12 protein-coding genes, 1 tRNA gene and 3 pseudogenes are annotated in these 20,397 nt (G+C 44.5%); 3 read left to right on the top strand and 13 right to left on the bottom strand.

Going from position 1 to position 20,397, the window contains the following annotated elements; all coding sequences use genetic code 11:
* Positions 1–68 precede the first annotated feature (68 nt).
* The 8 genes and pseudogenes from ACPYIV_RS02675 to ACPYIV_RS02640 form a co-directional block, all read right to left on the bottom strand.
* Positions 69–611 carry an ORF6N domain-containing protein gene (locus ACPYIV_RS02675; RefSeq protein WP_425885392.1) on the bottom strand — a complete coding sequence of 181 codons (543 nt, stop codon included), beginning with the start codon at positions 609–611 and terminating at the stop codon, positions 69–71.
* A 74-nt stretch (positions 612–685) separates the two neighbouring features.
* A pseudogene (locus ACPYIV_RS02670) lies at positions 686–781 on the bottom strand (tyrosine-type recombinase/integrase); the annotation flags it as partial.
* A gap of 113 nt (positions 782–894) precedes the next feature.
* The gene (locus ACPYIV_RS02665) at positions 895–2,703 is read right to left on the bottom strand and encodes a reverse transcriptase domain-containing protein (protein WP_425883772.1); all 1,809 of its coding nucleotides are present in this window, start codon (positions 2,701–2,703) and stop codon (positions 895–897) included.
* A 550-nt stretch (positions 2,704–3,253) separates the two neighbouring features.
* A pseudogene (locus tag ACPYIV_RS02660) lies at positions 3,254–3,439 on the bottom strand (tyrosine-type recombinase/integrase); the annotation flags it as partial.
* 112 nt (positions 3,440–3,551) lie between these two features.
* Positions 3,552–5,372 (bottom strand): reverse transcriptase domain-containing protein, encoded by a 1,821-nt coding sequence (locus tag ACPYIV_RS02655; RefSeq protein WP_425886488.1) that lies wholly within the window; start codon positions 5,370–5,372, stop codon positions 3,552–3,554.
* 565 nt (positions 5,373–5,937) lie between these two features.
* Positions 5,938–6,918: pseudogene (locus tag ACPYIV_RS02650) on the bottom strand (phage integrase SAM-like domain-containing protein); the annotation flags it as partial.
* A 274-nt stretch (positions 6,919–7,192) separates the two neighbouring features.
* A tRNA-Ser gene (locus ACPYIV_RS02645) sits at positions 7,193–7,279 on the bottom strand.
* A gap of 128 nt (positions 7,280–7,407) precedes the next feature.
* On the bottom strand, positions 7,408–7,959 hold the full coding sequence (locus tag ACPYIV_RS02640; RefSeq protein WP_115501409.1) for an NADH peroxidase: 552 nt from the start codon (positions 7,957–7,959) through the stop codon (positions 7,408–7,410).
* 192 nt (positions 7,960–8,151) lie between these two features.
* Here ACPYIV_RS02640 and ACPYIV_RS02635 point away from each other — a divergent pair, with 192 nt between their 5' ends.
* The gene (locus ACPYIV_RS02635; protein WP_293731954.1) at positions 8,152–9,210 is read left to right on the top strand and encodes a class I fructose-bisphosphate aldolase; all 1,059 of its coding nucleotides are present in this window, start codon (positions 8,152–8,154) and stop codon (positions 9,208–9,210) included.
* 62 nt (positions 9,211–9,272) lie between these two features.
* On the opposite strand, the gene ACPYIV_RS02630 is transcribed toward ACPYIV_RS02635, so the two are convergent.
* Complete coding sequence (locus ACPYIV_RS02630; protein ID WP_293731953.1) at positions 9,273–11,399, bottom strand: alpha/beta hydrolase family protein; 2,127 nt, start codon at positions 11,397–11,399, stop codon at positions 9,273–9,275.
* A gap of 85 nt (positions 11,400–11,484) precedes the next feature.
* Between ACPYIV_RS02630 and ACPYIV_RS02625 the strand changes: the two genes are divergently transcribed.
* A complete protein-coding gene (locus ACPYIV_RS02625; RefSeq protein ID WP_293731952.1) occupies positions 11,485–11,973 on the top strand; it encodes an SPOR domain-containing protein in 489 nt (162 codons plus the stop codon).
* Positions 11,974–12,051: 78 nt separating this feature from the next.
* Here ACPYIV_RS02625 and lepA read toward each other — a convergent pair whose 3' ends face one another.
* Complete coding sequence (lepA, locus tag ACPYIV_RS02620) at positions 12,052–13,839, bottom strand: translation elongation factor 4 (protein ID WP_293731951.1); 1,788 nt, start codon at positions 13,837–13,839, stop codon at positions 12,052–12,054.
* Between the two features lie 85 nt (positions 13,840–13,924).
* On the opposite strand from lepA, the gene ACPYIV_RS02615 reads away from it, so the two are divergent.
* On the top strand, positions 13,925–16,102 hold the full coding sequence (locus ACPYIV_RS02615; RefSeq protein WP_425885388.1) for a tetratricopeptide repeat protein: 2,178 nt from the start codon (positions 13,925–13,927) through the stop codon (positions 16,100–16,102).
* A gap of 67 nt (positions 16,103–16,169) precedes the next feature.
* Here ACPYIV_RS02615 and ACPYIV_RS02610 read toward each other — a convergent pair whose 3' ends face one another.
* From ACPYIV_RS02610 to ACPYIV_RS02600, 3 genes are all read right to left on the bottom strand, one after another.
* Positions 16,170–16,346, bottom strand: a complete 177-nt coding sequence (locus ACPYIV_RS02610; protein ID WP_008150391.1) for a hypothetical protein — start codon at positions 16,344–16,346, stop codon at positions 16,170–16,172.
* 220 nt (positions 16,347–16,566) lie between these two features.
* Positions 16,567–17,436 carry a carbohydrate kinase family protein gene (locus tag ACPYIV_RS02605; RefSeq protein WP_370648503.1) on the bottom strand — a complete coding sequence of 290 codons (870 nt, stop codon included), beginning with the start codon at positions 17,434–17,436 and terminating at the stop codon, positions 16,567–16,569.
* A 188-nt stretch (positions 17,437–17,624) separates the two neighbouring features.
* Positions 17,625–20,357: a hybrid sensor histidine kinase/response regulator transcription factor gene (locus tag ACPYIV_RS02600; RefSeq protein ID WP_425885386.1), complete on the bottom strand. Its 2,733-nt coding sequence runs from the start codon at positions 20,355–20,357 to the stop codon at positions 17,625–17,627.
* Positions 20,358–20,397: the final 40 nt, after the last annotated feature.

The raw sequence follows: 20,397 nt of genomic DNA, 5'->3' as shown, positions 1-20,397 counted from the left end.
TTACTTTAGGGAACTGAAAAAGGGGTATCACTGGTGACACCCCTTAGACAACCGAATACCTTAAACCGTTATTCGTCATAGGTTCTATATCCTATCGGTTTGCGTGGTTTTGGTTCGGGCTTGCTTAGTAATTGGGTCAGTGCTTGGTATATCTCGCTGAATTGTGCATCCGTACTTTCTTCCAGTTCTTCAATACGCTTTAGTAGTTCCTGATAGCCTGTTATCATTTGACGCAAGGCTACGAATGCCCGCATGATGGAAATATTCACCTGTATGGCAATAGGGCTGCGTAGCACACCGGACAGTGCAGCTACTCCCTCTTGCGTAAAAACATAGGGCAAATATTTAGTGTGTTTACCACGTTTTGAACTGCTTTCTTCTTCCATTTCATCCGGATTATTCTTTAAGGTCACAATTTGTGACCTTAAACATTCCACTTCTTCCTTTGTCAGTTCAAACATAAAATCTTCCGGGAAACGTTCTATATTACGTTTAACAGCCTGTTTCAAGGCTTTTGTTTCCACCTGATAAAGTGCCGCAAGGTCACTATCAAGCATAACCCGGCAACCTCTGATTTCATAAATCTTGTTTTGGATGATTTGTAAGTCCATAATGTTATTATTTAATGGTGAGTAATAAAGCATAAAGGGACTTATCACAGTTTGTGATAAGTCTCCCTATATATCTATTTCATAGATACTTCTTTGTAGATTTTTTCAATGCCGACAAACTTCTTGTCAAGCCCCTGCATATCGTTACTTATCTTGTTATTCGTTATGCGTAGGCTCGGCAAACAACGCCTTTCCGCTTTACAGCGGTAGGTTTTCGTTTACCTGCCCCCGAACCGTACTTACACGTCTCCATGTATACGGCTCTCCATCTGTAACATCATTTTTACTTATCACAGCTCTGGATTTTTGCGTTACACTCCGCGCATACGACCAAAGTCTTTCTGTGCATATGGAGCATTTTGCGTTCCCAGTCATTTTTACCTTTTAACTCTTTGAGAGTGCGGACATGATGCATTACCACTTCTCCGTGCTTGCCACATAGTTCGCACGTTTTTGTTGTAAGCCTTTCTATCAAACTCAACGATGGCGTTTTGAACATATACGGCAGATTGTCACTTGGGGCTGTTTCACAATCCGTTTTACGGGCGTAACCCTCATTGTAGAATACCCTGTACTTGGTTTCTCCTCCCTTGTTTACAAAAGGCACGACAAAGAGATTGTCCTTGCGGTATGTTTCAATGACTTTTCTCACTGACATATTCAGCTTTTGAGCAAGAGTTTTGTACATGGAGAACTTCATAATACAGCCGAAAGAGCGTCCCAAAGCCGATGCATTGTTTGCTATTGAGTAATAGTTATAGAACCCTCGTATTTCGGTATTAAACTGAGATACAATCTCGTGCGCTTCATTGTCAATCATATAAGTCCTGCCTTTTGACACCCATGTTTCCTTGCCGTGTTTGGTGACAACTTTCATGGCTTCGAGGCTGAGCAGTTTATTCTTGATTACTTCTCTTGAAACGTGCAATATCACATTCCCGTTGAAGTATCTGCGCACTGTTCCGTTACTGTTTCTCTTTGTGGCATAGTCTTTACGGACATATATTTCGTAACCCAAAAATTTTGCGCTGTCTTGTGCATTTGTAATCAAAGTTTTTTCCTGTGACATCTCCAGCCTTAACTTTTCCTGCATAAACCTAGTGATGTCAGCTTTGATTGTCTCACATTCATTTTTCGTTCCGATAACCCCGATTAGAAAATCATCGGCGTAGCGCACATATCTCAGTCTGCGAAAATTTCTATCCATATCGTTGCCACTTGGCATTGTTAGTATCCGCTTCTGCTTTTCGTGCAGTTCTTCTACCATTTTTGTTCTTTCGTTTGCATCCTTCACTTCGTTTATCCTACGCTTTAGGTAGTGTACTCTGTTGTTGAGTTTGCAAATGTCCTTGTTACGACTTCTGATTGTCCCTTTATTGAATTTGTTGGCATATTCTTCCATGTATTTATCGAACTTGTCAAGGTATATATTTGCCAAAATAGGACTTATAATACCACCTTGCGGTGTCCCTGAATAAGTCTTGTTGAATTGCCACTCTTCCATGTACCCTGCATTGAGGAATTTCCGTATCAGACGAAGAAATCTGTCATCTGCTATTCTACCTTTCATTATTTCTATCAGCACATCATGGTCTATGTTGTCAAAGAAGCCTTTTATATCTCCCTCAATGAACCATTTTGCACCGTTGAAATTGTTTTGTAGACTTTTCAGTGCTGTGTGACAGCTTCGGTTTGGTCTGAAACCGTGCGATGTCCACTCAAAGTGTCCCTCATATATGGCTTCAAGCACCATTCTTACTACCTCTTGAACCAATTTGTCTTCAAAAGACAGTATTCCTAACGGACGCATTTTCCCATTCTTTTTCGGAATGTAAATTCTCTTTGCAGGATTGGGGCTATAAGTCTCATCCTTTATACTCTTTATGAGTTTGTTTATCCTATCGATGCTCATTTCATCCTCTGTTTTGCCATCTGTGCCGGGTGTCATGTTTCCCGGCTTTGCATACATACGTTGGTAGGCGACAAAGAACATCTGTTCATTGAATAGAATACGGTAGAGCCTTTCGTATTTATACTCAGGCTCGTTGCTGTGTCCAGCTAAAATGTTTAATACTTGCTCTGGATTTCTCATACGTCTCTCACGTTTTCCGTTGTTTGTATTAAAATTACAGACTACTTCCCTTCGCCATGTACAAGGCTTTCCCTTGCTCGGACTACTACGGAAGTTCCGTTACCATATCGGATATTCAAAAGCTTTCTTTATAGCTGTTTATTCCAGCGTTCCGACTTAGGTAATCCCCAGTTAGTTCTCTTAATAACTATTAGCACGTCATACTGTCGGATGCGACTTTCGTTCTTGTCCGCTTATTGCGGCTGTGTCATAGTCGGTTCTTTATGCTCTGCACTAACGCACAAAATAGGCAGAGTACTATGAAACAACGTATGTATAATAGTCTTCCGTTGTTGCAAGATTTGGTACCACAGAACTATCGTTCAACCAATCAAGGCTTCATCCTTATGTATGTCTTTTCGTCTTGCCCCTCAGTCGCTACTTGACTATTAGTAGACTTAGGGCTTTAATCAGTATGCTACACTCCCCACCAGGTTTCCCCTTTGGATAAACTGATTGACGATAGGATTATATCGAACCCAATCCTAACTTCTTGCTAAAGAAGTATTTATTAAGCGACCATTCTGGGCGCACGGGCGTATATTTGTGTAGTTTCTATATTGGTGTGTCCCAACATCTTGCTGACAGTTTCAATGGGTACACCCTTTGCAAGCGTGGTGGTCGTGGCAAAAGTATGCCTTGCAAGGTGAAATGTCAAGTTCTTTTTAATTCCGCATACATCCGCTATCTCTTTCAGTAGGCTAGGCCCGCAGCGCTTTTCCACCTTTCGGTGGTAAGTTTCCGCTAACCTGCCCCCGAACCGTACGTACATGTCTCCATGTATACGGCTCTCCATTGTCAACATCACTTTACTTATCATAGCTTTTATGGATTAATGCATCGCAATCATGACAGACTGCGAGAGTTTTACGATGGCGTTTAATCATCACAACATTCCACTTGGTGTCAGCTTTAAGCTGATTGATGTTGCGTATGTGATGCATCACAAGGTCTCCTATTGCACCGCATAATTCACACTTTCTCTCTTTGAGCCTTTCCACAAGTGTGGGGGCAGGAAGATACATGGTGTTCGGTATGTTGTCGTAATGGTTATCCTCATAGATGTCGGTGAAGCGTTTGCATCTGAATCCGCCGTTATACCATACTCTTTGTTTCGCATTGCCTTTGCTATCCTTATAAGGGATAATCACATCCGTTCCGTCTTTGTACTTTTCAAGTATTTGTCCGACGGTTCTTTTGTGCTTGCGACCGAGAGTTTTGAGCATACTATACTTCATGAAGTAATTGAACTTCCACCCCCAATAGCCGATATTGTCCGCAATGGAATAGTAGTTGTAGAATCCCCGCAATTCAAGATTGTATTGCGCCAGGATATCTGCGTCTTGTCTATTTACCATATACTTACGAGACGAAGGCTTAAGTGTCTCTTTTCTGTTTACTTGTGTGATAAGCACAGCATCATAGTATTGAAGACGCTTAAGTACAGTTTCGTAAGAGACTTTCAACACAATTGTTCCCAGCCACGGGCGTCGTTGTAGTCCACTCCGTGTGCGTGTGTGGTCCATAGAACGGCGTGCATTGATTTCGTACCCAAGGAATTTTGCAGGTTCCTGTGCGTTCGTAATCAAGGTCTTTTCCTGCGACATCTCCAATTTGAGTTTATCACTCATGAACGTCGTAATATCAGCCTTGATTTTCTCGCATTCCTCTTTGCTGCCAATCACTCCTATAAGAAAGTCATCGGCATACCTCACATACTTCAATCTTCTGAACGCATCGTCTATGTCCCTTGTTGCTGGAATATCCAGCATCTTCTTGCGCATTTCGGCAATTTTTGATTTCAGTTCAACCTTGCGGTTTTCATCCGTTTCTGCTTCTAGTTTCCATCGTAATACATTCCTTTGATTCCGGTTACGCTGATACTCTTGGGTTAGTCTACGTCCTCTGCCTCTATTGAAGTTATCGGCATACTCCTTTATATACTTGTCGAACTTGTCAAGGTAGATGTTAGCCAAAATAGGGCTAATGATACCACCTTGTGGTGTTCCAGAGTAGGTGTTGTTGTATGTCCATTTCTCCATATAGCCTGCATTTAAGAATTTGCGGATTAATCGCAGGAACCGTTCATCGGAGATGCGCTCTCTGAGGATATCAATCATAATGTTATGATCAATATTGTCAAAGAAGCCTTTGATGTCACCTTCGATAAACCATCGTGTTCCTTTGAATGTCACCTTTATGTCTCTTAATGCCGTGTGGCAACTTCTATTGGGGCGGAATCCATGCGAGGTATCTTCAAAGTGTCCCTCGTAAATGGCTTCCAGAATCATATGCACTACCTCTTGCACAAGTTTATCCTCAAAAGATGGAATGCCCAGCGGGCGATTCTTCCCATTCTTTTTAGGAATATACACTCGACGTGTCGGGTGGGGCTTATAAGATTCATCCCTCAGACTTGCCACTATTTTCTGTATACGGTCAATGCTCATTCGGTCGATGGTTCTACCATCGCTGCCGGGCGTCATATTACCTTGATTGGCATATTTACGCTGATAGGCAATGAAGAACATCTGCTCATTAAACAGAATCCGGTAGAGTCTTTCGTATCGGTAATCCGAATCTTTGCTATGTTCGCATAAAGCGTTTAATACTTGCTGTGGATCTCTCATACGTCTCACACGTTTTCCTTAGTTTGTATTAAGTTGACAACTGCTTCCCTTCGCCATGTGCAAGGCGTTACCTTGCTCGGACTACTACGGAAGCTCCGTTTCCATATCGGGTATTCAGTATCTTTATACATAGCCCTTGTTTCCATAGGCATCCCGATTTAGGAAATCCCCGTTTAGTTTCGTAATGACTATTAGCGCGACAGACTGTCGGATGCGACTTTCGTTCTTTTCTCCGCTTATTGCGGTTGTGCCGTAGCTATGTTCTATGCTCTCAAAGGCTACCTGACAAATGAGAGAGCCACGGTGTGACAATACAACTGCCTTTCGTCACAAGTCCAACATGCCTCACTGAACTATCGTTCAACCAGTATAGGTTTCATCCTCGTGTCTGTCTTTCTCCCCAGCGATGCACTCGCTCTTGGCAATTAGGGCGGCCATGCTGCAACCGACATGCGATACTCCCCATTGGGTTTCCCCGCCGGATAAGTCGGTTGGGAGTAGACTTAGAATCTAGTCTAGTCTCTTGCTAAAGAGACATTCATTACGCAACCTTTACGGGCGCACAATACGCATTAAGTTTTTGATTGCTGATAATAGGAAGTACCTTACCGTTCGGCAATTTACCTTTGTACTTTTCCAGTATCATTTTAGGAATGTCCAGCAAAGGGACATTCACGTCTGTATTCGTTTTCTGACGTTTGGTAATTATCCACAAATTACCGTCAAAGGATTTACGGATATTATCTTCCTTTAAGTTTGCTACATCCACATAAGCCAAACCACTGAAACAGGAAAAGATAAAAACATCACGCACCTGTTCCAACCGTTCGGAAACCATTTTCTTTTTGAGGATGATTTTTATTTCATCCTCTGTTAAATATCCCCTATCCACTTTTTCCAAACGTATTTTATAATTGGCGAACGGGTCACCTATCAGGATGCCGTTATTACGAGCTATCAGGATAATGCGTTTGAAGAACTGCATGAACTTGGCGGTCGTATTAAAGCCACATTTGCAGGTGGTACGCAAATATAACTCGAAGTCGGTAATGAACATCGGGGTTATTTCCTTTATAGAAATATCCGACAGGTTATATTTGCTTTGGATGAACTCGGCAAGATGGCGGCGGGTCACTTCATATTTGCGATAAGTGGCAATCGTTTTGGATATGCCGACCAACTGTTTCACATCGTCATTGTGCTTTTGGAAAAGGTTAAGGATGGTATCGTGGTTTTCGCTATGCCCTAAAAATTCATTCTTCACCTTTTCGGCGGTAACATAATTGTCACGCCTTTGCAGTTCGTGATAGATGGTATTAAGGGATGCGTTTATATCATCCAGCAATCGGTTGATGCGGGTAGCTTCCGCAGAACGTCCGGCGGCTTTGCCTGCCTTGCCATCCCAAAGTTTGGGTTGAACGTCCAGTTTGGAATTAAAACGACTTGCCACACCATCAATCGTGATACGGACGAAAATAGGGTAACTGCCATTGATTTTTTGCTTGTCCTTTTTCACAAAGAAAAGAACGTTGAATGTACTCTTCATAAACTCACTTTTTTAGGTTACAAAACTACGTTAATTAGCTCAAAGTGAAGTTTATACAGGCTCGCCAAATAGCGACAGAAGTTCGCCAATTTCGGACTAAGTGTACCCCTTTTGGACTTTTGGTTGTCGGGGGTACGAGTTAGGTTACTAACTTTGTCTTTTAAGGGCTAAATGATGTCCGGTAGGGCAGACATAAGGGGATAAAAAAGTCCCACAAATCGTTGAATTTGTGGGACTTGGCTGTTCATTGTCCGGTTTTGTCCGGTTAGTTCAGCGGAGAGCGAGGGATTCGAACCCCCGGTACAGTTACCCGTACACCGCATTTCGAGTGCGGCCCATTCGACCACTCTGGCAGCTTTCCTTAGGTCGTCATTTGCGAGTACAAATGTAGGGAAAATTTAATTCCGTTGTCCTCCAAAGAGCATTTTTCTTAATAAAAAAGGGCATTCTCCTAAAAGAACGCCCTTCCCTTGTTAACGAATTTGCGAATTATTTGAAATAACGGTTGTATAAACCTTCAAATCCTTTACCGTGGCGAGCTTCGTCCTTGCACATTTCGTGAACTGTGTCGTGGATAGCGTCCAGGTTCAATTGTTTTGCACGAGTGGCAATACGTTTTTTGTCTTCACAAGCACCACATTCGGCATCTTTACGTTTTTCCAGGTTTGTTTTTGTGTCCCAAACAACATCGCCTAACAATTCTGCAAACTTAGCAGCGTGTTCTGCTTCTTCCCAAGCATAACGTTTGAATGCTTCTGCAACTTCAGGATAGCCTTCACGATCAGCCTGACGACTCATAGCCAAATACATACCGACCTCAGTACACTCGCCCATGAAATGCGCGTTCAGATCTTTAATCATTTCTTCGTCACAACCTTTAGCAACACCGATCACGTGTTCGTCAGCGAAAGTCAGTGCACCGGTCGTTTCTACTAATTCTTTAAATTTGCTCTTCGGCTGCTTGCATTGAGGACAGAATTCAGGAGCTTCATCACCTTCGTGTACATAACCGCATACTGTGCAAATCCATTTCTTTTTCATCTTTGTAAAATTTTTATTGGTTGTATAATCTTAAAATTAATTGTAACACTCGTTATTTGTTATTTGCAAATGTATGGAAACATTCTAAAACAAGTTCTACAAAACCTTATAGATTTATTCTATCCACTAATTGATAAAAACTATAAAACAGATCCCCTACGGCCGGTGTTATACTAAAAAACTTTCATAATTATGGACACATCAAAGATTATCAGCCTATTGGGCGAACAGGGCGAGTTCCTGCTTGGACACACTTGCAAAACAATCGATAAATCTCTTATACACCTCCCCTCTCCGTCTGTCATCAACGATATATGGATCGATTCCGACAGAAATATCCAGACATTAAACAATCTGCAACGGTTATTGGGAAGCGGACGGTTGTCAAATACCGGCTATGTTTCGATCCTGCCTGTGGATCAGGATATCGAACATACGGCGGGGGCTTCATTCGCTCCGAACCCGATCTATTTCGATCCGGAAAATATTGTCAAACTGGCGATCGAAGGAGGTTGCAACGGGGTAGCCTCCACATTCGGAGTCTTAGGTTCCGTAGCGCGCAAATATGCACACAAGATACCGTTCGTGGTCAAGCTGAATCACAACGAATTGCTGACTTATCCCAATTCATACAACCAGATCATGTTCGGCTCCGTGAAAGAGGCCTGGGATATGGGAGCGGCTGCCGTTGGCGCAACCATCTATTTCGGTTCGGAAGCAAGCAGAAGGCAACTGGTCGAAGTTTCCGAAGCTTTCGATTATGCGCACGAGTTAGGAATGGCTACTATCTTATGGTGCTACCTGCGCAACAGTGAATTCAAAAAAGACGGGGTGGACTATCATGCCGCAGCCGACCTGACAGGACAAGCCAACCATCTGGGCGTTACGATCAAGGCGGATATTATAAAACAGAAACTGCCGGAAAACAACGGCGGGTTTACGGCTATCAAATTCGGCAAAATCAACCAGAAGATGTACACCGAACTGGCAACAGAACATCCGATCGATCTCTGCCGCTACCAGGTTGCCAATAACTATATGGGGCGTGTCGGCCTTATCAACTCCGGCGGGGAATCGCACGGGGCTTCCGACCTGAAGGATGCGGTTTATACGGCTGTTGTCAATAAGCGTGCCGGCGGCATGGGACTGATCAGCGGGCGTAAAGCCTTCCAACGTCCGATGAAAGACGGTGTGGAATTACTGCATAGTATACAGGATGTATATCTGGACCCGGAAATAACAATTGCTTAGTATAAAAAAGAAACGCCGCTCCGAATTGTCCGGGGCGGTGTTTCTTTTTTATGAATAAATCTTTATTTCTTCAACCACATATCCAACCATTCAAAGAATGTACGCTGCCAAAGCACACCATTCTGAGGTTTCAACACCCAATGGTTTTCATCAGGATAAATCAACAGCTCGGCAGGAACACCCCGGAGAACCGCTGCATCAAAGGCAGCCATACCCTGGTTGGCCAAAATACGATAGTCCTTTTCACCGTGGATGCAGAGAATCGGAGTATCCCATTTATCGACAAACAAGTGCGGGGAGTTGGCAAACGTGCGTTGTGCCGTTGCATTCTGCTTCTCCCAGTAAGCACCGCCCATATCCCAGTTGGCAAACCACTTCTCTTCCGTTTCCAGATACTGCATTTCCATATTAAAGATACCATCGTGTGCAATAAAGGCTTTAAAACGTTTGTCGTGGTGACCGGCCAGCCAGTAAACGGAGAAGCCTCCGAAGCTCGCTCCCACGCACCCCAGGCGGTCTTTATCAACAAACGGCTCTTTGGCCATCTCGTCAATAGCCGTAAAGTAGTCTTTCATGCACTGGCCACCATAATCTCCGCTGATCTGTTCATTCCACTCCATGCCGAAGCCGGGAAGACCGCGGCGGTTCGGAGCGACCACGATATAGTCGTTAGCGGCCATAATCTGCATATTCCAACGGTAGGACCAGAATTGGCTTACAGGACTTTGCGGACCACCCTCGCAGAACAACAAGGTAGGATATTTCTTATTCGGATCGAAATGGGGAGGATAAATCACCCAGGTAAGCATTTGTTTGCCATCTGTTGTTTTCATCCAACGGCCTTCTACTTTACCAATTTCCAACTGGTCATAGATTTGCTTGTTTTCCGTTGTCAATTGAGCGACCTTGTTATTATCGGCCAAATCAATCGAGTAGATCTCATCTCCCATGCTCAATGAATGACGTTGCACGATCAACTTGTTTTCGTCCAGCAGGGCTACACCTGCATAATCGTACATCCCGGACGTAAGCGGGGTGATCTTGTTTCCATCAGTCAAATCGATCTTATACACCTGAGATTCGCCATGCCAAACGCCCGTGAAGTAAAGGGCCTTTGCATCTGCACTCCAGACAAATCCGTCTACGTTGGAGTCAAAGTCTTTGCTGACGAATGTCTTTTCGCCTGTTTCTAAGTTCATTACCATCAAACGGTTCTGATCTGACTCATAGCCGTCACGCTCCATGCTCTGCCATGCGATGGACTTGCCATCGGGAGAATATTGTGGGTTTGTGTCATAGCCCATGATGCCTTCGCTGATATTAGTCGTTTTTTTCGTGTTCAGGTCATATACATAAATATCCGAATTGGTGGACAACGCATATTCCTTTCCGGTCTTTTTACGACTCGTGTAAGCGATCTTGTCCGATGTCGTATTCCATGCCAGCTGTTCGATTCCCCCGAACGGTTTCATCGGACTTTCAAACGGTTCGCCTTCCATAATATCAACAGGGTTACTGATAGCCTTGCCATCAAAATCCGCAACAAAAGGATGCGGGGCTGTTGTTACCCATTCGTCCCAATGTTTGTACATCAGGTCCGTAACAATAATGCCGGTAGCCTTATCCAAATCCGGATATTTATCTGCCGTACTCTTTACCGTCTTTACCTGTGAAATAAACAGGACTTTCTTTTCATCGGGAGAAAAGGCGAAACCTTCGATATCTCCGTCGTATTCGGAAAGTTGTTTGCGGTCGCTTCCATCCGGGTTCATCTCCCAAAGCTGGCTGCTACCGCTTTCATTACAAAGGAAAGCGATTTTCTTTCCTCCTTTGATCCAGACAGCTTCATTTTCAGAATAAGCCGTTTTCGTAATCTGTTTATTGTCTGTCCCGTCTGCATTCATGACAAACACTTCACGATTACTTCTGTTTTCCGGTACGCTGTAATAGGCTACAGTATACACGACTTTCTGTCCGTCCGGAGAAACATTCATTCCCCCGATACGTCCCATTGCCCAAAGCACTTCGGGAGTCATTCGTCCGTCTTTGACTTTAATATCCGAACGCCCGATCACATTTTCGGTGCTTCCTTTCGCTTTTACCTTTACGGCAATATCTATATCCTTGCTATTACAAGCTCCAAATAATAAGGATGTTGCCATAACCATTGTTCCGATAGATTTATTCATGTAGTTTATAATATATTGTGTTTTGGGCACGAAAGTACAAAATATAATTTATATCTTTGTCCCATTAATTTAAGAACTGAACAGTATGAATAAGATTTGGTTATTTGGAGCCTCCATATGTATGGTTTTAGCATTAGGTTCTTGTAAACCTAAACAGAGTGCGTATAAGGCTGCTTACGAACAAGCAAAAGAAAAAGAATCGACAGCGCCGGTAGCGGTAGTTGAAGAAGAGGAAGTAGTTGAAGAAGTAACCCCGGTTTCCAAACCGAGAACATCCAACGTCAGCACACGCGCAGAAAGAATTAATGCAGCACAGGGTGAGGACGCAAGCAGACTGAAACGTTATAGTGTTGTTATCGGTAGTTTTAAGAACAAAACAAATGCTTACGCTTTGAAAGAACGTATGCAGAACGACGGATATAACGCTGTTTTAGGAGAAAACGAACAAGGTATGCTTCGTGTGATCGTTGCCAGCTTTAACGACAAAGCCGATGCAGCCGACAGCCGCGACGCAATCAAAGCCAAATATGCTCCTAACTTCCAGGATGCCTGGATTCTGGAAAGACAATACTAAGAAATCCAATTCACGTAATAAAAAAGGATGAACCGCTATTGCGATCCATCCTTTTTTATTTTATTCCAACAAATCCTCTTAATCTAATTTCAACACAGCCAAGAACGCTTTCTGAGGAACTTCTACCGTACCGATCTGTTTCATTCGTTTCTTTCCTTCCTTCTGCTTTTCAAGCAACTTACGTTTACGGGAAATATCACCACCATAACATTTGGCTGTTACATCTTTACGAACCGCCTTAATTGTTTCGCGGGCAATGATCTTAGCACCAATAGCTGCCTGAATAGCAATGTCAAACTGTTGCCGGGGAATCAGTTCTTTCAGCTTTTCGCACATGCGACGACCGAAGGTGACGCTATTATCCACATGGGTCAATGTCGAAAGGGCATCCACCGGCTCCCCATTCAGAAGGATATCCAGTTTAACTAACTTACTCGGACGGAAATCATGGATGTGATAGTCAAAAGAGGCATACCCTTTAGAAATACTTTTCAGTTTGTCATAAAAATCGATTACGATCTCACCCAAAGGCATATCATAATGAATCTCGACACGGTCACCGGAAATATACTCCTGCTTAAGCAATATGCCACGCTTACCCAGACAAAGTGTCATGATCGGGCCGATAAAAGTCGTATTGGTAATGACAGATGCACGGATATACGGTTCATCGATATGGTCGATCAGCGTTGGATCAGGCAAACCGCTCGGGTTATGCACTTCCATGCAAGTACCTTTCTTATCATATACTTTATAAGACACGTTAGGAACAGTCGTGATCACATCCATATTGAACTCACGATCCAAACGTTCCTGTACAATCTCCATGTGCAACAACCCCAAGAAGCCGCAACGGAAACCGAAGCCCAATGCTGCCGAACTTTCAGGCTGGAAGGTCAAAGAAGCATCGTTCAACTGGAGCTTTTCCAATGAAGCACGCAGATTCTCGAAATCTTCGCTATCGATCGGATAAACACCGGCAAAGACCATCGGTTTCACCTCTTCGAATCCGGCAATCGCTTGCTTAGCCGGACGGGCTACATGTGTGATGGTATCACCGACCCGGACCTCACGTGAAGTCTTAATACCGGAAATAATATAACCGACATCTCCGGTACGAATCTCATCACGGGGGGACATCGTCAGCTTCAATACACCTACCTCATCGGCATCATATTCCTTACCGGTTGCAATAAACTTAACATGGTCTCCTTTCCGAATCACGCCGTTCACAACTTTAAAGTAAGCAATAATGCCACGGAAGGAATTAAAGACAGAGTCAAAAATCAAGCACTGCAACGGAGCTTCCGGATCTCCCTTAGGAGCCGGGACTTTTTCGACGATCGTATTTAATATGTCATAGACACCTTCTCCCGTCTTTCCACTGGCCCGGATAATGTCTTCACGCGGACATCCTAACAGTTCGACAATTTGGTCTTCCACCTCATCCGGCATAGCACTCGGAAGGTCTATCTTATTCATGACCGGAATAATCTCCAAGTCATTTTCGATTGCCATATACAAATTGGAAATAGTCTGCGCCTGAATGCCCTGAGCCGCATCAATAATAAGCAAAGCACCTTCACAAGCAGCAATCGAACGGGAAACTTCATACGAAAAGTCGACATGTCCCGGAGTATCGATCAGATTCAGGATATATTCTTCTCCTTTATAATTATACTTCATCTGAATGGCATGACTCTTGATCGTAATGCCTCGTTCACGCTCCAGGTCCATATCGTCCAGAACCTGCGCCTGCAAATCTTTACCTTCTACTGTCTTGGTATACTCGAGCAAACGGTCGGCCAAAGTACTTTTACCATGGTCAATATGGGCAATAATACAGAAATTGCGGATATTCTTCATCTGCTAAATTTATTTAGGTGTGCAAAGATAGAAAATTTAGGCTAATTTGTCATACATTTGGCACACCATTTGTTGTTAATAAAATATGACACTACAAGAAATAAACAAAGCATACAACCGCATAGTCGGTTCATTGGATAGTAAAGAATTAAAGAATGCCTTCGATTCCTTACAGGCTCTTATTGCAGGAAGCCGTGAATATTTTTTTCAGGACAAACTGAACGAACTGCAGGATACCTACAAGTATATGTTGCGCTATCGCATCGAAGGGGCGAAAGATCCGATGCAGGAACAGATATATACCAATTTGCAGGCGTCCACCTATGAACTGGCGGATTTGGTCAAGCAAAAGGCGATGGCAGTAGAATCACCCCTTTCCTATTACAGCCGTCGAAGAAGCTTGAACGCACAGCCGCCTCTCACTTACAAACAGTTGCACAACCAACTGGTACTGGAGCATGAAGCCGGAAAGCATAAAGAAAGCGACGCTTTCAATACTATCATCTTCAATAAAATATGGATATCATCTTTTCTAAAGAAAGAGGAAGTAGAAGATATTCGCGATATGTTCTTGGATAACGCACTGCCTTTTACAACCGGTAGCCAGATTGTTTCCGCACTGATGTTGGGGTTGCAAGAATTTTTCGACAAAGAAAAAATGCTGTTACTGTTCGATGCCGCCAATCATCCGGATGATGAGATCAAAGTCAGAGCATTAATCTCAATCCTGATCACTTTATATACATATAGAAAACGGACTGCCTTATACCCGCAGATAACCAACCGGCTGGCGGCATTGGCCGAAGTTCCGGGATTCACCAAAGTGATCCGGACAATTATTTTACGCTTTATCTTAGCACGTGAGACGGAGAAGATCACCCGCAAACTACAGGACGAGATTATTCCGGAAATGATGAAGCTAAGCCCGAAGATCAGCAATAAAATCAATCTGAAAGATCTCACGCCTGAGGATATGACAAGCGAAGATATGAATCCGGAATGGGAAAACTTTTTCTCGGACAGCAACCTGGGCAAAAAGATGGAAGAGTTCGGGGAACTCCAACAGGAAGGGGCCGACGTCATGCACTCGACCTTCGTTCATCTGAAGAACTTCCCGTTTTTCCGCGAACTAAGCAACTGGCTGCTTCCATTCACAATCGAACATTCATCTTTCGATGATCAATTCACTCCGGACAATGAAGCTGAAAAGCAGATGCTCGACTCCATGACATTGGCAGCCTTTATGTGCAACTCAGATAAATACTCGCTTTATTTCAGCATGATGCAGCTACCGAAAGAAGCCCGGAAAGTGATGATGAATCAGTTCGACAGCCAGGCCACGGAAATGATCCAGCAAAACAAAGAGGAACTGATAAGCAAGCGTGGGAAGCAAGATACGATCATCGGCCAATACATACAAGACCTGTATCGTTTCTTCAAGCTATACCCGGGCCATTTGGATTTTACAGATATCTTCACGATGCCGTTCGACTTCCACAATCTGGCCATTCTCCATCCTTACATATCGGACAAAGAGAGCCTTACGACCATCGCCGAATATTACCTCCGTAAAAACTATTTCAGCGATGCACTGACCATATTCAGTCAATTGGCGGAAACGGATCAGGACAGCGACATCCTTTTCCAGAAAATAGGTCACTGCAAACAGATGGAAGGGGATTTGAAAGGCGCTCTGGAAGCCTACCTGCACGCAGACTTACTGAACTCCGAAAGCAAATGGGTGATCCGGCGAATCGCCGGTTGCTACCGTTCACTTAAGCAACCGGAAGAAGCCCTGAAATATTACCGCCGGTACGAAGCATTAAATCCGGACAATTTGTCGGTTCAAATCAGCATCGGCCATTGCCACCTCGAGCTAAAGGATTATAACGAAGCGTTGAAATGCTTCTTCAAAGTTGATTATCTGGATGGTAAAAGCCATAAAGCATGGCGCCCTATCGCATGGTGTTCATTCCTGACAGGAAAGTACGACCAAGCACGGAACTACTATAAAAAGATATTGGATAACCAACCCAACGCACAAGACCTGCTGAACGCCGGTCATACCGAATGGGCGTTGCAAAACATCAAAGGAGCCCTCTCCTATTACCAGCAGGCCGTACAAATGGAAAACGGTAACTTCATCAAGTTCCAGGAACAATTCAACCAAGACGTGGCCGACCTCTTGATCGCCGGCATCGAAGAAGCCGAAGTAGCCCTGATGCTGGATCAGCTAAGATATAAAATGGAAGGAGCTATTTGAGAATTGAAATTTGAAAATGGAGAATTGAAAATTACATCTGTAACTAATTTTCAATTCTCCATTTCTCTCATCCTCTGCTACCGAGACTATCCGTATCAGGATTGAGTTCTTTTACAGCATCCTTTACTTCTTTTTCGCCTATCGGGTAGGTTACGGCAACTTGTTGCACGGGGTATTCTTCTTTTTCCCTGTCTGATGCTTTCGATTCGGCATTCTCCGGAATTTTGGTAAAATCTTTGTCCATATCATTCACTATTTATGTTTCTATAGATATTCAACAATAAAAATGGCCCGGAGGTTCCGAGCCATTCAATCAACCAAAACAAAAAAACCTAAAAACCTAAAACATCAACCATCTTTTTCTTTTTGTTATACTCTACGTTAAGGCTTCCTATTACTAAACAATCTTTTTAACCTAAAAACTAAACCTATCAAATCGTATATCTAAATATTTACCAAGTATTTTACTCTTCGTATACCGGCCATGCCCCCTCTTTCGTGCAGACATAAGCAGCAGTGCGGACAGCAAATTCATGTGCTTCCTTGAGCGAAGCCCCTTGCAGCAGCGAAATGATCAGTGCACCGGAGAAAGCATCACCCGCCCCTACCGTATCCACCACCTGCACTTCCGGTGTCTGCAAAGTCGATTCTTCATCAGCAGTATAGATCGTGCTACAGACATCTCCGGCAGTCAACACTACGAGGCGAAGATTATAACGTTCTATAAACCAATGCGCTACCTCCTTGTCCGTTCCTTCCAAATGAAACATCTCCCGCAGGACAACCAACTCCCCGTCATTCACCTTCAACACATTGGCCAGATAAAGCGACTCTTCGATCAGCTCTTTCGTATAATAATGCTGACGCAAATTGATGTCAAAGCAACGATAAGCATCATCCGGGGCAAAAGAAAGAATCGCCTGTATCGTCTCTCTCGACTGCGCGGAACGCTGTCCTAACGTACCGAAGCAAATGGCATCCGCCCGTTCAGCCAGATCGATCGCGTTCGATGTCGGGGAAAGATGATCCCAGGCTACACGTTCGTTGATAATATAATCAGGGACACCATTCTGCAAAGTAACCTGTACCGTTCCAGTCGGATAAGGGACTTTCTCGATCAGATACCGGATCGAATTATTATCCAGCTCGCCGAGGATTTCATGTCCCAGCTCGTCATCTCCCACGGCGCTGATAGCATATCCTTCCGCACCCAATCGTGAAGCATGGTAGACGAAATTAATAGGAGCACCGCCTGCTTTCTTTCCTGTTGGCAGCATGTCCCACAGGAGTTCTCCTATGCCTACTACGACCGGTTTCTTATTGTTGCTTTGCATTTGTTTCATTATAGTTTATTTGACAAGGATAATTTCGTTTTTCACGATGCAAAGATAGATACCGGGTGGCGGATGTGACGATAACAAATGCTACAGGATTGATAACGCTTGTTACATAATGCACTTATTTTCAAATCACATACACAGATGTTACACAAATGTAACGAGCGTTATCAAAGAGAAGGATATTATTCTTTTTCCAGATACTCCGTCGGAGTAATATTGTAAACGGCTTTAAAACATTTCGAGAAATAAGCAGGCGAACCGAAGCCTGTCGCATAAGCCACCTCGTTCACATTACCGGCTTTCCGACGGAGCAGGGCGGCGGCTTTCTTCAAACGATAGTTACGCAGGAAATCGGTCGGCGTCACTCCGGCAAGTTCCTTCACTTTCCGGTAAAGGTGCACGCGCGACAAACCCAACTTTTCACTGCCTTTCTCGATGCTGAAATCCGGATCGGCATATGACTCTTCAATCAGTTTCAAGAAACGATTCATAAAAAGATCGTCCATGCTTTCCGCTTTTTCCTCCTTCACGGAAACGGCAGGCGAGGAAGCATCGCGAGCATAAGCCTCACGCAACCGGGCACGGTCCTCCAACAATTTAATGATACGCAGTTTCACGACTTCTATGTTAAAAGGCTTCTGGATATACGCATCCGCACCGCTGGCAGCCCCGTACATCTGCTGCTTGTCGTCGGCCAAAGCGGTCAACAGCATAACCGGAAGATGGCTCAGGACAATATCCGACTTGATTTTGCGGCAAAGATCGAAACCGTTCATTTCCGGCATCATCACATCACTGACAACCATCGAAACCTCTTCGTTCATCAGCACCTCCAAAGCCTTCACACCGTTATCGGCAACCAATACATGGAAGTTCTGTTTTAATTCCGCCTGCAAGTAACCCTGTATATCAGGATCGTCTTCTACGACCAAGACCGTATAATCGTAAGTGCGGCCCAAAACTTCCTGCAATTCGTCCGTGTTCAGATTGGCGACACCGCTGGAAAGCTCGGTTACGGAAAGATCGAACGTACAGGATTCGTCAAAATGAGATTTACCTTTCAAGAGGACAACCGTAAAGACGGTGCTTTTATGCGGAACACTCGCCACCCGGATCGTACCTTTGTGCATATGGACGAACTCACGCGTCAGGTGCAGGCCGATCCCCGTCCCCGTCACATAGTTCTGGTCGCCGGTAAAGAAACGGTCAAAAACGGAAGCAATGTTTTCCGACGGAATGCCTTTACCATTATCTTCGACAGCAAGTTCGACCTGATCGCCTTTATCCTTCAGGCGAACCGTGATCGTACCTCCGTCCAGCGTGAACTTGAATGCATTAGACAAAAGATTGGCCAGAATCTTCTCCATCTTGTCCCTGTCCACCCATATACTGACAGAAGGACAGTCATGTTCGAACGTGAAATGTATCTGCTTGGCGGCAGCCATCGTATCGAAACAAGATTTCACTTCCGCCACAAAAGCGACTAAATCTACCTCGCCGACCCGCATATTCATCTTATTGCTCTCCACCTTGCGGAAATCGAGCAACTGGTCCACCACCTTCTTCAACCTCTCCGCATTTTTCCGGATAATGCGGATATCGTCGGCTAACGAAGAACCTTCGGGCGCCTCTTTCGACAGCTTGCCGAGCGGACCGAGGATAAGCGTCAGCGGCGTCTTGATCTCGTGCGTGATATTGGTAAAGAATTGAAGTTTCTGAGCCGTCGACTTCTCGATATAACGGTTTGCCTCGGCTAATTCTTCTTTTTGCTGCTGTACCTGCAAGTTCGTACGTTTCAGCTCACGGTTCTTCCGTTTCACCGCGCGGTTCACATGGATCACATACAAGGCGGACAAAAGCAGCAGCCCCATCAGCAAGAGGATGATGCCGACGGAGTTTTGGAGAAACGTATATTTGGAAAGCATACTCTCCAAATTCTCCCGTTGCAACTCGATCTGATGCTGGTAGTCGACCACCTGTTCGGACTGGATAAACAGCGTCCCGGCATTGTTCTTATCGATCAAGGCGGAAGAAAGCAAATATTGCCGGGACACATCTTCCCCGTTCAATATCTGCATGGCTACGCGAATAGCTAAGCTCCCACCCGTCGGATACAAGATCGAAGCGGCCAGTTCCCCGTGCATGACGGCTTCCAGCCCTGAACCGCGTCCCGAAACAGCATCGATCCCCACAAAGCGAATCCGATCGGCCAATCCGGGATGCTTCCTTTCGATTGCCCTGCGGGCAGCCATTGCCATCACATCATTATGAGCGAACACCACGTCCACCTCCTCCAGCGAATCCATTTTCGCAATTTCCTTCTCCACCGTTTCCGGCTTCCATTTCCCGAATATTTCCTTCACCTTTATGCGGGAGTTCAAGACATCCATAAAACCGCGATGGCGATCTTGTGCCGGAGAAGAACCGGACAAGCCCCATACTTCCAGTACGGTAGGATATTTTTCTTTCACCTGACGGTTCACAAAAAATCCCGCCTGACGACCGATCTCGTAATTGTTTCCGCCGATATAAGTCGTATATTCGTCCGAACTGATCTTCCGGTCCACCAGGATAGTCGGGATGCCGGCACGGTAGGCCTCGATTGCAATGGGAGTGACAGGTTCCGATTCGTTGGCGGAGATAATCAGCAGATCGACCTTCCGTTTTATCAGGCTACGTATCTGCTCCACCTGCAATAAACTGCTGTCCGCAGCATCCTCGACCAACAGGGAGACACCCGGATATTCGGAGGCCTGCACCTTCATATCCAGCAACATCGACTTGCGCCAGGAACCTTCAAGCGTACACTGCGAGACGCCAATAACATACTTCTTCTTCTCCGAATCTGTTTTGCAGGAAAAACAGAATGCCAGAAGTAATACTAGTAGAGCGTAATAAGTTAGAGCAGGTTTCATTCTGTTTTGTTTACAGGTTTCTGCAAATGTACGGAGAAAT

Source organism: Parabacteroides vesiculifaciens, assembly GCF_049860805.1.
Classification (GTDB): domain Bacteria; phylum Bacteroidota; class Bacteroidia; order Bacteroidales; family Tannerellaceae; genus Parabacteroides.
Note: the sequence above shows the minus strand (reverse complement) of the source record. Positions and strands in the feature narration are given on the sequence as shown.

Coding starts and splice junctions, on each gene's coding strand:
- ACPYIV_RS02675 (WP_425885392.1), bottom strand. CDS start 611: ATGGACTTACAAATCATCCAAAACAAGATTTATGAAATCAGAGGTTGC.
- ACPYIV_RS02665 (WP_425883772.1), bottom strand. CDS start 2,703: ATGAGAAATCCAGAGCAAGTATTAAACATTTTAGCTGGACACAGCAAC.
- ACPYIV_RS02655 (WP_425886488.1), bottom strand. CDS start 5,372: ATGAGAGATCCACAGCAAGTATTAAACGCTTTATGCGAACATAGCAAA.
- ACPYIV_RS02640 (WP_115501409.1), bottom strand. CDS start 7,959: ATGAAAAAGAAATGGATTTGCACAGTATGCGGTTATGTACACGAAGGT.
- ACPYIV_RS02635 (WP_293731954.1), top strand. CDS start 8,152: ATGGACACATCAAAGATTATCAGCCTATTGGGCGAACAGGGCGAGTTC.
- ACPYIV_RS02630 (WP_293731953.1), bottom strand. CDS start 11,399: ATGAATAAATCTATCGGAACAATGGTTATGGCAACATCCTTATTATTT.
- ACPYIV_RS02625 (WP_293731952.1), top strand. CDS start 11,485: ATGAATAAGATTTGGTTATTTGGAGCCTCCATATGTATGGTTTTAGCA.
- lepA (WP_293731951.1), bottom strand. CDS start 13,839: ATGAAGAATATCCGCAATTTCTGTATTATTGCCCATATTGACCATGGT.
- ACPYIV_RS02615 (WP_425885388.1), top strand. CDS start 13,925: ATGACACTACAAGAAATAAACAAAGCATACAACCGCATAGTCGGTTCA.
- ACPYIV_RS02610 (WP_008150391.1), bottom strand. CDS start 16,346: ATGGACAAAGATTTTACCAAAATTCCGGAGAATGCCGAATCGAAAGCA.
- ACPYIV_RS02605 (WP_370648503.1), bottom strand. CDS start 17,436: ATGCAAAGCAACAATAAGAAACCGGTCGTAGTAGGCATAGGAGAACTC.
- ACPYIV_RS02600 (WP_425885386.1), bottom strand. CDS start 20,357: ATGAAACCTGCTCTAACTTATTACGCTCTACTAGTATTACTTCTGGCA.